At 55.6% G+C, this 17756-nt stretch carries 13 protein-coding genes and 2 tRNA genes; 6 read left to right on the top strand and 9 right to left on the bottom strand.

What is annotated here, in order from left to right; translation table 11 throughout:
• Nucleotides 1-216 precede the first annotated feature (216 nt).
• Complete coding sequence (locus tag V8324_RS18330) at nucleotides 217-774, top strand: recombinase family protein (protein ID WP_336421361.1); 558 nt, start codon at nucleotides 217-219, stop codon at nucleotides 772-774.
• Between the two features lie 503 nt (nucleotides 775-1277).
• Here V8324_RS18330 and V8324_RS18335 read toward each other — a convergent pair.
• The 5 genes from V8324_RS18335 to V8324_RS18355 all read right to left on the bottom strand — a co-directional run bounded on the left by V8324_RS18335 (nucleotide 1278) and on the right by V8324_RS18355 (nucleotide 3174).
• Entirely contained in the window at nucleotides 1278-1706 is a 429-nt protein-coding gene (locus V8324_RS18335) for a hypothetical protein (protein WP_336421362.1), read from the bottom strand.
• A gap of 134 nt (nucleotides 1707-1840) precedes the next feature.
• Nucleotides 1841-2263 carry a hypothetical protein gene (locus tag V8324_RS18340; protein ID WP_336421363.1) on the bottom strand — a complete coding sequence of 141 codons (423 nt, stop codon included), beginning with the start codon at nucleotides 2261-2263 and terminating at the stop codon, nucleotides 1841-1843.
• Nucleotides 2260-2745 carry a YbjQ family protein gene (locus V8324_RS18345; RefSeq protein ID WP_442970578.1) on the bottom strand — a complete coding sequence of 162 codons (486 nt, stop codon included), beginning with the start codon at nucleotides 2743-2745 and terminating at the stop codon, nucleotides 2260-2262. The genes V8324_RS18340 and V8324_RS18345 overlap by 4 nt, the downstream gene beginning before the upstream one ends.
• Nucleotides 2746-2999: 254 nt before the next feature.
• A tRNA-Ser gene (locus V8324_RS18350) sits at nucleotides 3000-3089 on the bottom strand.
• A tRNA-Ser gene (locus V8324_RS18355) sits at nucleotides 3088-3174 on the bottom strand. Before V8324_RS18355 ends, V8324_RS18350 begins: the two co-directional genes overlap by 2 nt.
• Before the next feature lie 281 nt (nucleotides 3175-3455).
• Between V8324_RS18355 and V8324_RS18360 the strand changes: the two genes are divergently transcribed.
• The 5 genes from V8324_RS18360 to V8324_RS18380 all read left to right on the top strand — a co-directional run bounded on the left by V8324_RS18360 (nucleotide 3456) and on the right by V8324_RS18380 (nucleotide 9482).
• Entirely contained in the window at nucleotides 3456-3935 is a 480-nt protein-coding gene (locus V8324_RS18360) for a hypothetical protein (protein WP_336421365.1), read from the top strand.
• 214 nt (nucleotides 3936-4149) lie between these two features.
• Nucleotides 4150-6009, top strand: coding sequence for a tyrosine-type recombinase/integrase (locus V8324_RS18365; protein WP_336421366.1), 1860 nt, complete (start codon nucleotides 4150-4152; stop codon nucleotides 6007-6009).
• On the top strand, nucleotides 6006-7703 hold the full coding sequence (locus V8324_RS18370; RefSeq protein ID WP_336421367.1) for a hypothetical protein: 1698 nt from the start codon (nucleotides 6006-6008) through the stop codon (nucleotides 7701-7703). The genes V8324_RS18365 and V8324_RS18370 overlap by 4 nt, the downstream gene beginning before the upstream one ends.
• A 1000-nt stretch (nucleotides 7704-8703) precedes the next feature.
• The gene (locus tag V8324_RS18375; RefSeq protein WP_336421368.1) at nucleotides 8704-9105 is read left to right on the top strand and encodes a hypothetical protein; all 402 of its coding nucleotides are present in this window, start codon (nucleotides 8704-8706) and stop codon (nucleotides 9103-9105) included.
• On the top strand, nucleotides 9105-9482 hold the full coding sequence (locus V8324_RS18380; RefSeq protein ID WP_336421369.1) for a hypothetical protein: 378 nt from the start codon (nucleotides 9105-9107) through the stop codon (nucleotides 9480-9482). The genes V8324_RS18375 and V8324_RS18380 overlap by 1 nt, the downstream gene beginning before the upstream one ends.
• A 166-nt stretch (nucleotides 9483-9648) precedes the next feature.
• On the opposite strand, the gene brxL is transcribed toward V8324_RS18380, so the two are convergent.
• The 4 genes from brxL to V8324_RS18400 form a co-directional block, all read right to left on the bottom strand.
• On the bottom strand, nucleotides 9649-11721 hold the full coding sequence (gene brxL / locus V8324_RS18385; RefSeq protein WP_336421370.1) for a BREX system Lon protease-like protein BrxL: 2073 nt from the start codon (nucleotides 11719-11721) through the stop codon (nucleotides 9649-9651).
• A 10-nt stretch (nucleotides 11722-11731) separates the two neighbouring features.
• A complete protein-coding gene (gene pglZ, locus V8324_RS18390) occupies nucleotides 11732-14233 on the bottom strand; it encodes a BREX-1 system phosphatase PglZ type A (RefSeq protein WP_336421371.1) in 2502 nt (833 codons plus the stop codon).
• Nucleotides 14234-14335: 102 nt separating this feature from the next.
• Nucleotides 14336-16423 carry a DUF262 domain-containing protein gene (locus V8324_RS18395; RefSeq protein WP_336421372.1) on the bottom strand — a complete coding sequence of 696 codons (2088 nt, stop codon included), beginning with the start codon at nucleotides 16421-16423 and terminating at the stop codon, nucleotides 14336-14338.
• 88 nt (nucleotides 16424-16511) lie between these two features.
• On the bottom strand, nucleotides 16512-17579 hold the full coding sequence (locus V8324_RS18400; protein ID WP_336421373.1) for a hypothetical protein: 1068 nt from the start codon (nucleotides 17577-17579) through the stop codon (nucleotides 16512-16514).
• Nucleotides 17580-17756: the final 177 nt, after the last annotated feature.

Genomic DNA, 17756 nt, shown 5'->3' on the forward strand with positions numbered 1-17756 from the left:
ATTTGGTGGCCGCTCGCCTGTGGGCTTTGCCACCTCCGGGGTGGGTCATTTTTGGATGATCACACCGGGTCAGTTTTGAATGCACATTGACACCGTCGCAATAGAGCCTGCCCTAGCGACGTGTGAGAAAACCGTTTCAAAACACTTGCATTCGGACCCTATTGAGGCTATTCTCAAAATATCTTTAGAGGCTACTGATAAAATGGGGGTGAGACGATGCTGGTAGGATATGCGAGAACGTCAACAGTAGAGCAGGACGCAGGGCTAGACGCACAGGTGAGAGACCTGAATGCATATGGCTGTGAAGAAGTCTACAAGGAACAGGTGTCTTCAGTCGGTGAACGTCAGCAGCTGGACTCAGCCATCAAGTCACTTCGCAAGGGTGACAAGTTGGTAGTGGCAAAGCTGGACCGTCTGGCACGCTCAGTGCGTCACATTGGAGACCTACTGGAAACCCTCGAATCCAAGGGCTCTGGTCTGGTCATACTCTCAATGGGTGGCCAACAGGTCGACACCACGACAGCTACAGGGAAAATGATGCTGAATGTTATGGGTTCAGTGGCCCAGTTCGAGCGTGAGATGATGCTGGAGCGTCAGAAGGAAGGCATTCAGAAGGCCAAGGCAGACGGGAAGTACACCGGACGCAAGCCAACAGCTATGGCCAAGGCTGACAGTGTGAAGGCTCTGTTAGCTACAGGCATGAGCAAGGCCAAGGTCTGTCAGCAGGTGGGGATTAGTAAGGCCAGCCTCTACCGGATTCTTGCCAGTGCGTAAGCACTACTGACTTAATTGCCATAGGGGTTCCACTTTAGGTATGGGGCCCCTCGGCGAAATACAGCCAGAGATTGCAACGGCTCGGAATCCAACTGAACACCCGAGAAAAACTAAATGCCTTTGGGATTGATGATCTAGTTTTCAGTTGGCATGATGCAAGCAACGAAACGTTTACCTGAAGTCATCAAGCCCTTTAGACTGTCTGTATGAACTGTCCCTCCTATATGTAAGACTATTCTCCAAATGCCTTAGCTTTCCAAGATGGAACTTCACAAAGACTTAAATTTCCTGTACATCTAACGGGTGCTAACGCACCTTGATTTGATGGGTGTTCGGGATGATTGCATTTATTGCGCCGTCTTGCTCTAGTAGTGAAGGAGCGTGGTCCACCCCTATCATTATTTGGCATCAAGTATCCTTCATTTACAAAATAAAGGCATTTGGCTTTTGGCTCATTATCCATTTATTCGCCTTTCTAATCCGCAAAATGGTATCAACGCTGTCTACCCTTTATCTGGTGATGTTACAATAATAGAGACGCCGCCCAATCGACGACCTTCTCTTGTACCTTTACCATGATACATTCCTCGCCAAGTCTCGACGTTTCGCGGGGTATTTTTGTTGATTCTGATATGGTCCACTTTTGCCCGCCTGTATGCAGACTTCATTGCTGTCTTTGCATCTTCAGGCGTAAAATGAGGTTCGTAGCGCGACAGTGCCCCACTTTGACGTAGGATTACGACTAGATACACTTCGCCTGCTTGAAGCTCACTAAGGTCGGCTAATTTTATCTTGTCGGCGGCATCGTCCAAGGTCAATACGCCTGTTGCGCCGGTCATATCGCCCGGGACAACCCCCTTCAATAACACCACAACAATGACACCTGCGAGTACGGCAAACAGTATAATAGCTACGACTTCGAAATCACTCATAAGCAACTAGCTCAAATGTCTTAGGTTCTTGCCTGCAACCTTTCCCTAGCTGCTTTGCATGCCGTTTTTGCTGGATATCTTGAGTTTGATACTTCATTTTACGCTCTGGAAGAAATCATATACAAATTAGATATTCACCCTACCTGTAAGTCAAATATTTCACCATCTTGCTTTTGGCAAACCCCAGTAGCTGTGATGGTCACCAAACTATAGCGGAACTCGCAACGCATAGAATCCCCAGTGTTGGAGGATAGTAACGCCGTGCCATATCCACTGTCTGACTGTGTGACAGCACTCCCGACGCCGAAACCGCCAATGCCATAAGTTGACAAAAGTCCGAAAGACGTGCTTCCGGGATTTCGCACAGCGACCCACTGTCCAGTGAAGTTCTGATTCTTGAACGAAACATTCATTGGGCCAGAATTACCAAACGCAACGTTTTCGAGAACTCCTGTTCCCGTAGCGCCTGTTTCTCTGCTCATCATGGTTGCTTCTGGTGTGATGGCGCAAGCAGCCATAAATCCAGTTATAAAAGTCAAAATATAGAAACGCTTCATTCTTCAATCCTCACAGCAGTTCCACTCGCCACCAGTAGAACCATGTTCCCTGAGGCGCTCAGTTCAACGTAGTCGAGGTCCACGGCTATCACAGCGTTTGCACCGACCTCATAGGCTTCCTTCTTCAGTTCGAGCAGGGCAGTGCGCCGTGTATCCCGAAGCGTCTTCTGGACCGCCTCAGACCGACCACCAACTATATCCCTGACGCCGGAGAACAGGTCTTTGAATATGTTCATGCCAAAGGCGCACTCAGCCGTGACAATCTCGACACGCTCAATGATGTTCAGACCCTGAGGGTAGGTTTCAGTGGTCAGCATGATAGCTTCGGCCTCGGCCTCACGCTGCCTCGCCTGCTCCAAGACCTCTTCGGCTTCAATCAGTTCGCGTCTGCGTTCAAAGCCACGTGCACACTGAGTGCAAAGACCCCCGGAACCGGCTTCAAACAAGTGAAGTTTTCTCCCGCACTCAGTACAATTTGCCACAGTATCTTTGTTACCTTTACCAAACCGGGCCAGCTCTTGGTCGAACCAGTAACCTCACATGAGATTGACCCTACCAGCGAAGGGCGACAAGGCAACCATAGACTTCAACCGTATGCTCCAGCCGTGTTCAGTGGCCGAGCGGTCGAAGGCGCTCCCCTGCTAAGATATCGTGGGTGGCCAACGTGGGTGGTAAGGGCTACAAGATGAACCCTTAAACGACTGTAATTAAGAGCAAAATATAGCCTTGGGGAAAATGGCGGAGACGATGGGATTCGAACCCACGAACGGGTTTCCCCGTTACTCCCTTAGCAGGGGAGCGCCTTCGACCGCTCGGCCACGTCTCCANGACGATGGGATTCGAACCCACGAACGGGTTTCCCCGTTACTCCCTTAGCAGGGGAGCGCCTTCGACCGCTCGGCCACGTCTCCACCAACGCGTATAACCAAGCAAACAAGGGGATTACAAGGCAAAACCGCCCTCATACGCAAAAACCTCCCTACCGTCAAAAACCTGCTCAAAGCGCACCGAACAGCACGGAATTGCACCGGATTTGGGCAATATCCGGTCAATTTCCCCTACAGCAAAAGCGGCTTCGAAGGCGGTGCAAGTGGGTGCCTAACGCGAGGAATGCCTCAGGGAAGTATATTGACGCGCCCGTTTTTGTGCGCATGGAAACGGACCGATCTCCTTCCAAGAAGGAGATGATCATATGACCCGTGCACCCTGCAATGATCAGAATAACACTCGGCAGCTCGCCAGGATGTTGTCCATGCACCCGCCACCGGTGTTGTCGAACCGCGACGTACAACGCCGCTGGCACTGCAGCCGCGCGACAGTTGACCGCTTCAGGAAGAAACATGGACTGAACAGCGTCACGGATGGAGGCCATCCAGCCTTCAGTCTCATCGACCTTCTTGAACGCGAAGGGTTTGCCGATCCGCTCGCGGCATGGGCGCTCGGGACAGATGATGATCGCAAGGTGCTCGCTGCTCCGCTGTTGAGCATCGAGGACCTTGCGGCGCTTGAAGACCGGCTCCGGCCCCACCACCCGGAGACCCATCGCGTGAGAGCAAGGGAGGGGCGCGGAAGACCTGGTATCAAGATCGGCCATCGTTGGCTCTTCCGTCCTACGATCAGGGAAATAGAACAAAGCGAAGCCCGCCACTCCCGTCCTTCGAAGGGTGAGTGACGATGTTTTTCTGCATTGATCAAAATATGCGTCACTGGACCAGAATGACGAAAACACTCGGGCGGATTTACGTCGGTAATCCGCACGGGTGGTTTCGTCATTTGCCGGCAGTGATGCCTCATCATCAAAATTATTCGTCATCACACAATCCAATGCGACAGCGGACGCTCTTCTGTGAAGCGTCCCTCGCCACCTTGCACGGAGCACAGCTGAAATGACCAATCACACACGTCACGACACGAACTCTGTCACTGTTGAAGAAGCCCTTGGCGCCGTTGAAGCCGGCATCCTCGACACTCCCTGGACGGAAGGTACTTGGAAGAAGATCCGAGGCTCGCTGACCACCGCCGCGCGGGTATACCCGCATATCACACCCGAAGACCATTCGGGGACGATACTCTGCGATGGCGAGGAATTGGAGCGGCTCGTCACCCCCTACAAGCGGACGAAGACCTATCCGGTGAATTGCGGCTTCAAGACCTACGAGTCCTTTTACACGTGGCAATCAAACGTGAAGAGGTTCTTCGATCATGTTTCGGGGCGCCGCAAATCGCGTTGCGCTCTCAAGACCAGACAAGACATTGGTACGCGACTCCTCGAGGCGATCGGCGCTGGCGTCGATGGCCAGCCTCTTTTGTCGGGCAGCGAGACCATCCCGGTCACATCGTTCATCATGCTTTGCCGCGAAAACAATATCGACTTAGACAGGGCAACACCGGACTGGATCAGGAACCAGATAGCGAGATCACCGGCCGGACGAGCTGCGACGATCAGGCAGGCTGCCGCGCGCATCGATGAACTGCGCGATTCCGGCAAGGTACCGCTGGAGGTCCTGCCGCCGGAGCGGTTCGCTGACCTGTCGGACGTATACTGTGCAGGCCAATGGAAAACACCGGCGGTCCATCCGGCTTTCGCCGAGGCACGTGATCGCTATATCCAGCAACTTCTCAAGGGCGAGCAACGAGCGCGTCTCGGGACGACAGACTTTGCGATCTCAACCCATGATCGTATTGGGAAAAAGCGCGCCAAATCGATCCGTCAGGCGATCGACTGGTTCCATCACGGGCTGGTTGTATCCGGCATTGTGCCGGAAAACGGCCCCTTCCCCTGGGATCGCGTCGCAGTGCCATCTTTGTTGCTTGAAATCGCCAAGCTCGATGCCGCAGGCGCGCTTCAGCGCAGAACCCAAGCCGAAACGCGGGGAAACCGGATCAGGACAGTCGTCAATTTCCTCGACACGATCTTTCAAGGATACAAATCCGGAATCGGCATGAATTTTTTCGACTCCGATATTCTCAGTAATCCAAAACATTTCAAAACCGCCAAGGCAAGGTGGAAGCGTGACGTAGTGTTGGAATTCGTGGATAGCCCCGAACAGCAGAGCATTTTCTACGGTATGCCCGAACGCTTCTATTCTGAGGCCAAGGATCTGATCGATCGCTGGGATGAAATCGGGCCTGCGCCAGGTAAGGGCCGGCTTTCAAAACTCCAAGGGAGGGCACTGGACCTGTCCATGCTCGCGGTCAAGACAATGATTACAACGCGCTTTCCTCTACGGCTGGACAGCGTGATTAAGCTCTCGGCGTTCGGAACAAGGCCAGACATCATCCAACCGGAAGACCCTGGCGCCCCCATCCGGGTCGACGTTCCCGGATATATCGTCAAGAATCATCATCTTTTTTCCGGCGTTCCGCTTCTGGCTTCCCGATCGTTGGATCCGAAAATCGTGATGAAATGGTATCTGGATAACGTTCACCATCTGGTACTCGAGCACAAGGTTCGTGGCGCCAACAAGTCAAAGCACCTTCTGTTTGGCGGAATAACGCGCGAACCAATGGCGGATAAATATCAACGATATTCCAAGGAAGCGGGCCTTGCTCTTGATGCACATATGGTTCGGCATCTTGCAGGGTCGATCCTGTATGCGCGGGGGATCCCTGTCGAGGTGATCGCTGAAATCCTTGGTGTCACCGTTCAAACCGTTCGCGAGAAATACGTCCACATCAATCGAAGCCGTTTGCGCCAGAAGGCGATCGACGAAATCGCGACAATCTATAGGGAACTCGAAATATGAATTCCAACCATCCCATCCCATCGTCTTGGCCGCAAGAATGGGCTTCAGAATACACGGCAACGTTAAAGAAGACTCAGGCGCCGCTCGGGCGCAGTCATCTGCTTAATGCGGCAATCCGCCATATCGAATATTGCGCGGCTACAGATCAAATTTTTCTTTCATGTGATGCGATACTTACGCATCGAGATGTAATGAGACACGAGTTGAGTTGGACCGTTGCCAATTCTTACGCCAACAAGCTGGTTCTTGTGGCGCAAAAGCGGGACGATAAAAAACTGCGCGACGACCTTCTGGAGGGTTTTCGCGATGTTCGTACTGCCAACGAAATTCTCATGGCGCGTCACGTGCCACCCCGCGTGCGGATACTCGGTCAGCGTGCCTTGCAGTGCGGAGAGATCACGCGCAAAGACGTCAAGGCTTTGGATCATTATCTCAGGGTAGTCGATCGCTTTGGGGCGCTTCCGGCGAGGGAGACGGACATACGTTCCGCGTTTTGGCGGCACTCGCCTGGAGAAAAACATTGTTGCGAAGTTCTGGGACGGGCGGCGGCGATGATCGAAATGTTTTTCCCGGGATCACCTGAGGCAAACACGTTGCGTAAAGCAATCAGATCGTTAAGGCCAACAAGACGTCCGGTCGCGCGATCATCACGACCAATCAACGAGACCATTACATCATTGGTCGAGGCAAAGCGACAGAGGAAACCCGGTAGCAAAGGGCGACCGTATTCTGGTACTAAGAAAAAGGAGCAACGCGGTGTTCTCAGCCGGTTCGAAAAAGTGCTCGTGATCGAAGGCTATTCCTTCTCACTCGATAGAAATGCGATCAATATTTTTGCTCAAAACGCACATAAAAAATTCATGAATGGTCGATCTGGAAAAAGCCAACTACAGCGGCCCAGGGAAGATAATCTGTTCAAAGAGGACCAGAGCTGGAGCGCGATCTATATAGCCCGGACATTCGAGACGCTGGCAGATTTCGTACAAGATCAACAGTTGCGCGCTGATCTTTTAATTGACGCGAATGCATACCATCAAGAGGCTAAAAAGGAGCCGAAGAAAAAGGAACGACGGCTGTTCGAGCAGCCCACGTCTCTGCCAGAACTCTTTTCGAAAGCAGTTCAGCTTGTACGCGACTCTGAAGACGTATCGGTCAAGACTCGAACGCGTTTGTTAAACGCAGCCGGGATCGTAGCGTTGCTCTGCAGCTACCCATTGCGGAGATCTGACTTGGTCAGACTGCGTTATGGCCATGAACTGGTCCGGCTGCTTGGCGGATGGGGCCTCACAAGCTTGGATACGGAGAAGACTGGCGATCATGTCGAACCGCTGCGCCTTCCCTCCGAAGTCACGCCCATCCTCGACGCCACGTTGCTTCAGGGCGCAAGCGCAAGTTTTTTGTGGCAAGCTTATTCGGAACATTGTGGTCGATCCATTTGGGCCGACTGGAAGACTGGGCGCCTGCTCTCTAAAGGGCTGATGACTTCAAGTCTCAAAGAACTGGTCGGCTATTCTCCCCACATTTTTCGGACAGTTTGGACAGATCATCTTATCAAGAATGGTGCTGATCGGACTACGATCTCCATCGTCCTACAGCACAAGACACTGATCTCCCAAAAAGACTATGAAGTTCTCGCATCGAAGCTGCGGCTATTGCAAGGGATCGAGGCTCTCGCAGAAATAATCAACAATTAACGCAACCCCGGTTCTTTGGACAGTTTCTGGCGTGATTTTATGCCAGCGCGAAACGTCTGACTCTTCGGCCCTGTCGGTCCATCGAGATCCGGATTACAACCAGTAACAGTGGGTCGATCCGGGCGAACGATATGAACGGTTTGTCCTGGTCGGTGTACATGGTCGCGGGCGGGCCGAACTTGTGGATCGCGTTGTTCAGCGCTGCAAGGTTTTTTCGACCACAAAACCGCTCGAGTTGTGCCAAGGGGCTTCAGTTTCTGAACTTGTTTGTTTTTTGAACACCGTTTTTGAGGATCTGAAAAGGGCAAGATCAAGCGTGACCGGCTCTGACTCTTGCGCGGCCCTTCTTTTGAGGCCGCGCGAGGATCCGAGCCGCGCCGCCAAGAGAGGTGATCCCAATGAAACACTCAAACTCTATAACCATTGATCTGCCCCCTCGGTCCGCCCTCGTTTACGACGAGAGTCCTTAGGGTTCCTACACTCTGATCTAAGAGGCGGCGCTCCCGAAATCCGCGACCGCAAGCCCTCGGTGCAGACATAGGATTGACCATCTGAACCTTTGAGAAACGTACATGGGTCGACAGACCAAGCTACGCAGGCGGCCTTTGCCATTCCATTTGAACGCTACATGGATCGCTGGGCGTTACAAGTTTAAGCAGATGGCTCCGCGAAAAACGGTGGGACCTGTTTTGACCAGTTTCCCGCGTAATGTGATTGGACATGAGATTTCCCGAAGAATGAGCGGTATGAGCGCGACTCTTTGTGAAAGTCTTCAACTCAAACGGCGTCGTCTCTTGTTAAATGAAAAAAATGCTTCGTGAAAGTAGAAAAGAGCCAATAATATTTGGACAACGCAAAACAGATTGAATTGAAACCCGCAGAAACGAGAGGATTGGAATGGGAAAACTACGGGAGCGTCCCCGAAATGACGCAAGGGTCATGAGCACACCCTTTTGACGCAGCCCAAATCGGGGCCGCGCATCCCAGAGAAGGAAGTACTATGAATATCCAAACCAACCAAGCGCGTATACTGCTCCGGTGCGCGCAACTGGCCGCTGCTTTCGAGGCGTGGCTTCGCGAGGAAGGCGACAGTCTGATTGCTGCCGCGGACCTACTGGGCGGCTCGACGTGGAAGACCCGCGCGGACAATGTCGTTACGGCTATCACTCATGGCGCATCGGCGATCGAGGTGCTCGATGATCTTAAGCTGCTTCGTCGGCTGCTTGAACTCGAGTATCTTGATGATCCATTCTGCGAAGAGGCGAACCGGTTCGCAATGGTGCATCCGGACGATGCTCGTGCAGATGAGGCGCGCATTTGTGCAGAGGCCCTGGAAACAGGCATCAAGGCGCTCGGCGCAATCGCACGGGCCGGTTTCGGATCTCACGAGGAGGTGGTCTGATGAACTTTACAGAAAACCCAATCGCAAAAGGCCGTAGGCTTGCGATCAAGGCAGCCCAACTGCTGAGACTGCTCAGGTTTCCAACCAGGCCTGGAGGACAGAATTTCTGCTCAAGTCTTTCAACCTACAGCGACATGCTGAACCCGGAATCGACCGATACCCAAAGGTTAGCAGCTTGTAAGTCGATGCTGCATGCAGTGCGCCGGAGGGCCGAATACGAACGATTTATCGGCGAAGAGCAATGGAATCAGGCGGATAATCTCGATCCATACAAGCTTGAGTTACGCACCACGAAAAACGGCGCCACTCTCGACTTGATCGCAGAAATACTCGAAGATGCGTTAACCGCATTCGAAACGGCGAACGCGGATCACTGATTGATCCCTCGGACCAGCTCTCTCCCAAAAGGAGGGAGCTGGAAAATGAAGGTCTCTTCTTGATCTGTGTGGGTTGCCGGGTTCACCGAGGCTTGAGCGGGCCCTACATTTTGTCCGTCCATTAGGCGCGTCCGGCGCGTAGACCACAACCGACACGAACCTGGAGCTATTGGCGGACATAGGTCACATAGAACCCCTTCAGCATGCGGTGCTCCTGTAGGCGATCTCCAAGGCTGAAGCCCTCTCGACGCACCGGAGCCTGGAAAATATCCAGGCCGCGATCCAGCACGATCTTCCAGCCCGTATTGGTCACGATATCCCGAGCGTGCGCCGTTCCGGTGGTGTCGAAGGCCCAGGTGAAATCGACACCCGCGCCAGTGCAAGCTTCGGTGATGCTGTCGAGCAGCTCGCGTTGCTTCTGGATGTCGCCCTCATGTGGACCGGTGACCAGATGCACGGAGATTTGATCCTCGGGTGATTTGCGCCGGATGATCATTTCCACAAATTCCATCATGGTTCGAACCTGGTATGGCTTGCGTATGTAAGGATCGGTCACAATGATCCGAGTGGCCCCAGCCATGTAGGCCCCGAAGAGCCTGTCGAAACTGACACCCTTTCGGTTTTCGGCGAAAGTGAAATGGCCTTCCTCGAGCTTTGGCTGCGTGGGTACGGTTGCGGATGACGGTGCCTGTGCATCTGGGTTGATTTCGATCACATCTCCATCGGTGTCCTGACCATCGGTAGCTTCCTGTTTGGGATCCCGGTCTGGCTTTCTGTGGTAGAACTGAGGAAATTCCTGCTCTTCCACGGTTTGAACCCGCCGCTTTTCGCCATCTGATCCGGTGTAGAAGAAGTCGACTTCCGGGTAGGTCGCGTCAATCCGGAACAACTGATCCTTGACGCGCTTCCGGCTCTCGAGCGCGAGTTGCATCAATTCCTCGACATCCTCCGCACTTTCACCGCCGGCCGGGAAGAGCACCTTCAGCAGGCCAGACATCGTCTTGTAGACGGCATCGCGGTCCCGGGTGGAAATCTTCTCACTAATGCTGAAATACTGATCGGCTCGGTTGGAGAAATCTTCCTGCCTCAGGTGTCGCAGGATTTCGGCCAGGTAATCGACGATGAAGCCGAAACTGCGGGTGAACATCTCGCTCCGTATCACGTCCACCTCCCAGCCCGGCAGGTAGGCGTGCAGGCGGTCGATGAAGGCGGAGTCGTGAAACTGCGGTGGCAAGGCTTCGAAGAGGTCGCTGTTCTTGAGCATGAAGGGAACGTTGTGGTCGGTGTTGCCGACAAAGGCGAAGCTTGCCTCGGCGCCCATAGGGTTCACCCCACGGGAGAACGTCTTGTTCGCCATGTAGTTCTTCATGATGTCGACGAGCGCCTTGTTGGCGGTTTTCTCACGACCAGCGAATTCGTCGAAGGCCACCACGTCCCAATACCCGACCAGGCCGATCCGCCCGTTTGAATTGTTCACGAAAAGCTTCGGGATCGTCACTTCGCCACCGGAGATCAGCTGACCATGAGGCGAGAACTCTGAGTAGATATGTGACTTGCCGGTACCTTTGGGGCCAAGCTCGATGATGTTGTAGTTGCGTTCCACGAAGGGGATGAGACGCATCAGCTGAAGCAGTTTGCTTCGCCGCCCGAAGGCTTCTGGATTGAATCCGATGGACTGCATCAGCAGGTCGATCCACTCGTCCTTCGTGAACTCCCCTCGCGCTACCTTGTAACCCTCGTAGTCGACCTTCGCGATCTGGATCGGCTTGATGACATCAATGATCCAAGGGGAAATTCTTGTATCCTCGGAATACTCGTACTGAACGTCGACGATACACCAGACCGGCGTGACAAGCAGCTTTGGATTTGCTTTCACATTGGCGTCATCAATGGCAACCTTCTTGATGCCAAGATTATCGAAAACCGCCTCATGGCAGTTGGTGTTCTGATTGAGAGAAACGCTCACTTGATCGATCACTTTGTAGCGCCCACGCTCCCTGATCGTGGACTGGATCAGGCCGGCCTCGTTGCGATGGACGTAGTGCTTTCGCAGGATATCTTTCACCGTCTCGATGCCGCTGTGGATCGAGGCCTCGTCATCGGTCGCGCAGTACTGGCCAAGCAGGTATTCGAGCACGTAGGTCGGGACGATCGCATTGCCCTTTACCGCCTTTACCAGGTCCTTGCGGACGACATAGCCGGCAAAGTGTTCGTTGATCTTGTCATCGAGAGAGCTCATGTCACGCTCCTTAAAAATCGAAATCGGTCGAGATCCCGCGGCGCAGCTGGAAACGATGGCTCGCGTATTCCTCGAAATGGCTGGTCTTGCCGACGCGCTCGCGCAGCTTCAGGAAGACATCTTGGTTGTTGAAGCGGTCGGCCTCGCGCGAGAGCAGGAAGGTGATCGGCAATTCACGTTCCCTTGGGTTCTGCGACGTGAAGTCGAAGATCACTTGGTGCTCATCGGAAATAAGCGTGCCGTCCTGGGAATAGATTCCGGCCAAGAGATCACGTTGCTGCTGCTTTTCGGACACCGGCTGCGCCTGGTAGAGGGCGACCGATGTCTGTCCGGAGGAAATCAGGTTGCGGCTCGGTGCGATGATCTGGGCCTCGACCTTGCCGACATCAGCCTCGCGCCGTTTGCCTACCCGCAGGACGGGGATGACGACTTCCTGCAACGTGGCCCCGCCATGGACAAAGCGGCTGCCGGCGCCCTTGATCCGCATCCGGTTGATGGAATTCGGGATCAGGACATCCAGAGCGCCAGACAAGCCAAGCTGCCCGGCTGTGAACTTCTTCATGCCGGCCGTTTCGTTCAGACCGCGCCCGATCACGAACCGGCGGTTCTTTGCGAGGATATCGCTCCCGGTCGGGTCGGCGACCGAATACTCGGTCTCGTCAAGGGCGCGATGCTGGTAGAGGAACCCATGATCTGCGGTGATCAGGATGTTTGAGAAATTCGCGGTCGTCAGCTTGCGGACAAGCTTGGTCAGATCCTGAATCGCATCCTCGGCGGCCTCCGTCACGCGATCCTCGGTCGCCAGCTTGTCGCCGACGATGTCGATCCGGTTGTGGTAGAGATACAGGACGTCATGGTCGCGAAACAGCGCCTTGCCGTCGTCCGCCTTGATGTTCATGAACTCCTCGGCCTTCATGGCCTTCACCCGATCGCCATTGCGCCCCTGGCCGAGGATCTTTTCGCGGTTCGGGGTTCCTTGTGTCGGGCTGCCGAATGACAACACGGCGGCATCGTCAGAAAGCGTCAGATCCTTGTTCGGCAAGAGCGCGGCCATCCCGAGCTGGGTATAGCTGGGCAATGCCGCGATCATCGGTTTGAGATCCGCATCGAAACGGTTCAATTTTCGGATCTCGCGCAGGCATTCTTCGGCAACCTCATAGCGCAGCGCATCCGAGACGATCACAACGACCTTCTGGTCACGGCGACGGAACTCCGCCGCCTGGTCCATGTAGAAATCCGATTGTTTCGCATAGCCTTGCACAGACCAGTCGGTCATCTTCGCGACCTGATCCTGCCAGGCGTCGTTCACGGTCAAAAGGAAATTGGTCGTATAGCGGTTCTCGACGCTCTGGAATAGCGCATCCAGAAGCGAGGCTTGGCCACTCTTCTGCATGTGGTGGATGAACTTGCGGTAGAGCTGGTCAATCCTGAACCAGCTCGTCACGTACCGTTTCATGCCTTCGGCGGGCGAGGTCATTCCAAGGGTCGCCTCCGAGAGCGCCTGCTGGAACTCGGTGGCATATCCGATGGCCTCGTAGACATCCGCGTAGATCGGATACCAGTGGCTCTGGCGGCGTTCACGCACGGTCTTGAGCACCTCGGCCGAGGTGACCGTCTGGCTGGACATCTCCGCCACCAAGGTCCGGATGATCTGACGGTCGATCTCTTCGAAATGGTCGATCGGGCGTAGAACCTTGATCTCGCGATTCCGCAGATCCTCGGGGATGCGCAGGATGTCCTGATATTTCCGGCTGAGGGTCTCGAAGGCGTCGGCGCCCAGGCGGTTATTCTTCCACCGCCGGAAAACCAATAGGGCTTCGGCGTTCAGCTTGCTGTCCTCGCCCATGGCGCGGCAGTAGCAGGATTGGAAAAGGGTGATGGCGAAATCCTCGAAATCCGGCTCGTCCGAGACGTAGCCGTATGCGTTCGCCACCTGTTTCCAGAAGAACCCGGTCAGCCGGGCGCGGTCCATCAGGCGCAGGGCATCGTCACTGCCCTCGGCGAGCTCACCCAGCAATGCCTCGATCACGGTGTCCAGGGCCCCATCCGCACCGGCGCAGACGGCGAGCATCTTGCGCCGAACAGCGGAGATGGAGTCCGATGGTTGCTCTGCCTCCAGTGTCTTCAGCCGGTCCAACCGGGCCGCAGAACGATAAAACGCCATGTGGTCTCGCACAGCAGCCTCATACTTGCCCGGCAGGCCCAGTTCGGCCAGCCAGATCGCCGCTTGGTCAGCTTTGAACACGGCGGTCGCCAGTTGCAGGTCCAGTAGCCAGTTGTCGGCCATCTCCGGCTCGGGCCCGTCCTTGAAAACAAGAAATTTCGTCTTCGGATGCTGCCGCAGCATCCGGTATTTCAGACCGAACTCGTTGTTCGCAATCTCGACCTTCTCGACCCCCGGCAAATCCACCGCCTCATACTCGGCCGTCATGTCGCGGGCGGCGTCATACCAGAAAACGATCCGGTGATCCTCGAACAGCCGCCGCAGGCTCGCACTTATTCTATCGGCCATGTGCGTGCCTCTGTTCTGCCCGCCAGTGGCAGCCGGCGATTTCTCGAATTGCATCGTGGCATATTGCTCGATCCTTCTTTACGCATGCGGAATTCTAATCCGCTATGTCAGCGCACGAGCCTGGGCCACGATGGCCATGGCGCGGTCGATTTGCGTAGGGTTCCGCAGGTGAACAAGTACGCCGCCCTGGTGGCTCGCATACATGACAAAGCTGCGATCGGATGCGTCCTCGGCCAATCCGTCATTCGCCTCCACCTCGTTGAAATCCAGGTCGACGACCAGAACGAGGCCATGTTTGCGCGGTATCACCTCCAGGAAAAACTCCGGATCATGATAACTGACCGACTTATGCTCTGCGGCCTCGATCACGTCTGGAAACGCGACCTGCAGTTGGGCACGGAGGGCCTCAAAGAGCGCCGCGGCAGCCGCACTCATAGGAACCTGGGAAATACTGCGCCGCTGTGCCTTGGCCTTGAGTTCCTCGAGTTCCATGGCGCGAATAACGGCCTCGTCGGCATCCAGGCGCGGCCAGATATTTAAGGCACGATCCGCCAAGCGCTTGCCGCGAGGTTCCATTTCCTGCGGCGTCCACTTGGGTTTATCGCGGATATCCTGATTTAGCCGGACAGAACTCTGCAGAAAACCGCCCTTGATTGTCTTTTTCTCCTCAAATGGGCGATCACTGTAGGTGGGGTTGTATCCTGTCAGTGTGAGATTGCCCAATCGATGCAGCCAGGTCTTCTGGATCTGTTGCCACTCGGGTCCGAGCATCTTGCGCCAAGCCTCCACCAGCTTCTCATTCTGCGGCATTACGTGCTCGATACTGTACTTGCTGGTGTCGCTGATCTCCTTGCTGCCGCGATTTTCGAGCGCATCGAGCAGGTGGAAGCACACCCGTTTGTGGTAAATGTCTCCCTCCTCGAGCGCAGCCCTGAACACATCATCCTGCGGGAATGTGTACGACGCGGGCATCCGCGCCATCGCCGCCTTGAGTGAGGCAAGCGGGCGCGTTTCGTCGATCTTCTGGGCCAGTTTCGCGAACTCGAGCCCGTAGCCACGCGTCTGGGCACCGATCACGGCGCGGCGCAACAGGTAGCTCTCCAGCAGCCCAATAGCCTCAAGAAGTTCCGCATCGGTTAGCGTGTTCGATGTTTCCTGCGCCTCCAGCAGGCGCATGACCAAGATGGCCGGAACATCCCCGAGGCGCCGCAAGCTTGCAAAGGCACGGGCGCGTGCATCGTTGCCGCCCCCGACGGCGAAAGCTGCGTATTGCCGCCCGCGACGCAACAGTTCCGCCAGGAGTTGCTCAAGCGCGGAAATGTCCTCGCCGATATCCGCGAAGGTGCGCCGGAATGCATCATAGACCCGGTCGGACCGCTCGAGCTTCGTGGAATGCGATCGCAGCGCGAGATAGTCCCGGATGAAATTGTCGAATACCCGCTCGCTGCCCCGGAACAGCTCTTCGATCCGGCTCCAGTAGGTTTCATAGAGGCGGGTCTGCTCCTTCTCGGGAAGCCGCATCAGGATGAAGTTCCGGATCAGGTCCGACGGACTCAGATCCACCCCCGTGGAGTTGAGGCTTTCGAAGATCAGCTGCGGGTCGTCAATGCCGCGGTCGAGCGTGACGTCCACAAGCAAGAGGCGGTTAAGCCCGCGATATACCGTCTCCGGATCGGCATCTTCGAGCAATTCACGAAAGAGGTCATAGTTGTCGCGTATCCGGATCGACGGCGTTCCGGGTTCGGGCTGCCCATTGATCAGGGCTTGCAGGGTGGCGTCATCATGGCGACGCAGCTTCAGCTTGATCTCGCGCTCGCCTTCTTCCTGGAGGTTGCGCAGGAAATACGCGTCGATCCGCTTCACGGTGGGGCCGTCGTCGCTGCCCTGCCATCCTGTTTCCCGGATGTGATCGCGCAATGCCGTCAGCAGGAGCGTCAGGGTCGTAACCCGCTGCTGTCCGTCGATCAGCAGCCACCGGGTGAAACCGGCAGAGCTGTCGCCGGTCTGAATGTAGACCACGGATCCGATGAAATGACCGCGATCCGGGCCGGCATCGGCAATGGCGAGCAGGTCCTTCCAGAGCTGGCGGCAGTTCTCCTCGGACCAGCTGTAATCACGCTGGAAGACCGGGATGATAAACTGCGAGGCCCCATTGATGATCTTCGGGAAAAATCTCTGCTGAGCATTCATAAAGGAACTCCTTCGCTTATTCGAAGAACGGGTTGTAAATTCGATCCGGCCATGTAGCGCATCAGGGGTACAGCGGGCTGACACAACATCAGCTCAGCCCCGGGATCTTCTTCAAGGCGTCGCCGAACTTCGGATAGTTCGCCTTCACCCCGTCATCGAGGTCGATCTCGATCTTCTGCTGGGCCAGCGGGAAGACGACATCGCGCTCCCATTCGTGCAGCTCGTCGATCTGGGTGGCGAGCTTGGCGGCGTCCTTCAGCGCCTTGGTGCGGTGGCCCTGCGTGGCGGTCGGATCGTCGGCGAGCTTGTAAAGCCGCGCGCGTTCACCCTCCAGCTTGGTGATGAACTCGCGCAGGTAGTCGTTGAGCAGGACCGACACGGTGTCGCCCCGGTAGCGGTGCATGTAGATCAGCGCGTTGAACGTGCCCTTTGGGCTGGAGAACATCCAGTAGATCGGGCGTTTCTTGTAGCGCTTCACGTGGTCGGCATAGAAATCCTTGGTGAAATACTTGCGGATGTCCTTGCCGAGCGCGTCCTCGATGTAGCGCAGGTTCTCGCGGAAATGCGCCTCGCCGAAGGTCACGCGCAGGAACAGGCGGAAGCGTTCGACGATGTCGTCGGGGAACCAGTTCTCGTCCAGCACGGGGATCACGTTGTCGGCATCGGGCATGAAGCGCGGCTCGGGGACGCGGGCGAGGTAATCCTCCAGCCGCTCGCCCTGATTGGCGAGGATCAGGCCCGGTGCATCGAGGCTGTAGCGCCCGAACATGCAGCCTACGGCATAGCTGAGGAACTCGGCCATGGTGTCGGCGCGCAGGCGGGCCTCATTGGCTTCAGTGTCGTTCTTCACGCCATAGCGATAGGCGGGGTTGCAGGTGACGGTGATCTCCTCGATCGGCACATCGGGGGTCAGCTCGTCTTGCAGACCATAGGCGTCGATGAAGATGCGGTTGTTCTCTTCCTCCAGCCGCTGCATCTCGTCCGAAATGCCCTGCCAATGGGCGCGGAGGCGGGTATAGGTGGCCTCAAGCGTCTCGCCGCGATGATCGGGCGAGAGCAGCGGGAGCGTGTTGAAATCCCAGGAGGTTTCGTAGGCGTCCCAGTCGGATTTGCCAAAACCAACAAGCGCCGCTTCGCTCCCGGCTACCGACGTCACAGATTTTCTCCGAGGGAACGGGACCTTCTTTACGTCGCCAACTTGGTAGTTCAGGCCACTGCAAATAAGGGACAGCAAATAGTTAACAGGCTGCTGAAAAACCCCGCCTCGACATGGATTTGAGAACGTGATTCACCCTTTGCACGGCATGTAGGGGGATGACGATGCGCGGGACGG

The organism is Roseovarius sp. D22-M7 (assembly GCF_037083785.1).
Classification (GTDB): domain Bacteria; phylum Pseudomonadota; class Alphaproteobacteria; order Rhodobacterales; family Rhodobacteraceae; genus Roseovarius.

Bases quoted from the DNA above. Each gene is read 5' to 3' on its own strand.
- V8324_RS18330 (WP_336421361.1), top strand. From the start codon at position 217: ATGCTGGTAGGATATGCGAGAACGTCAACAGTAGAGCAGGACGCAGGG.
- V8324_RS18335 (WP_336421362.1), bottom strand. From the start codon at position 1,706: ATGAGTGATTTCGAAGTCGTAGCTATTATACTGTTTGCCGTACTCGCA.
- V8324_RS18340 (WP_336421363.1), bottom strand. From the start codon at position 2,263: ATGAAGCGTTTCTATATTTTGACTTTTATAACTGGATTTATGGCTGCT.
- V8324_RS18360 (WP_336421365.1), top strand. From the start codon at position 3,456: ATGACCCGTGCACCCTGCAATGATCAGAATAACACTCGGCAGCTCGCC.
- V8324_RS18365 (WP_336421366.1), top strand. From the start codon at position 4,150: ATGACCAATCACACACGTCACGACACGAACTCTGTCACTGTTGAAGAA.
- V8324_RS18370 (WP_336421367.1), top strand. From the start codon at position 6,006: ATGAATTCCAACCATCCCATCCCATCGTCTTGGCCGCAAGAATGGGCT.
- V8324_RS18375 (WP_336421368.1), top strand. From the start codon at position 8,704: ATGAATATCCAAACCAACCAAGCGCGTATACTGCTCCGGTGCGCGCAA.
- V8324_RS18380 (WP_336421369.1), top strand. From the start codon at position 9,105: ATGAACTTTACAGAAAACCCAATCGCAAAAGGCCGTAGGCTTGCGATC.
- brxL (WP_336421370.1), bottom strand. From the start codon at position 11,721: ATGAGCTCTCTCGATGACAAGATCAACGAACACTTTGCCGGCTATGTC.
- pglZ (WP_336421371.1), bottom strand. From the start codon at position 14,233: ATGGCCGATAGAATAAGTGCGAGCCTGCGGCGGCTGTTCGAGGATCAC.
- V8324_RS18395 (WP_336421372.1), bottom strand. From the start codon at position 16,423: ATGAATGCTCAGCAGAGATTTTTCCCGAAGATCATCAATGGGGCCTCG.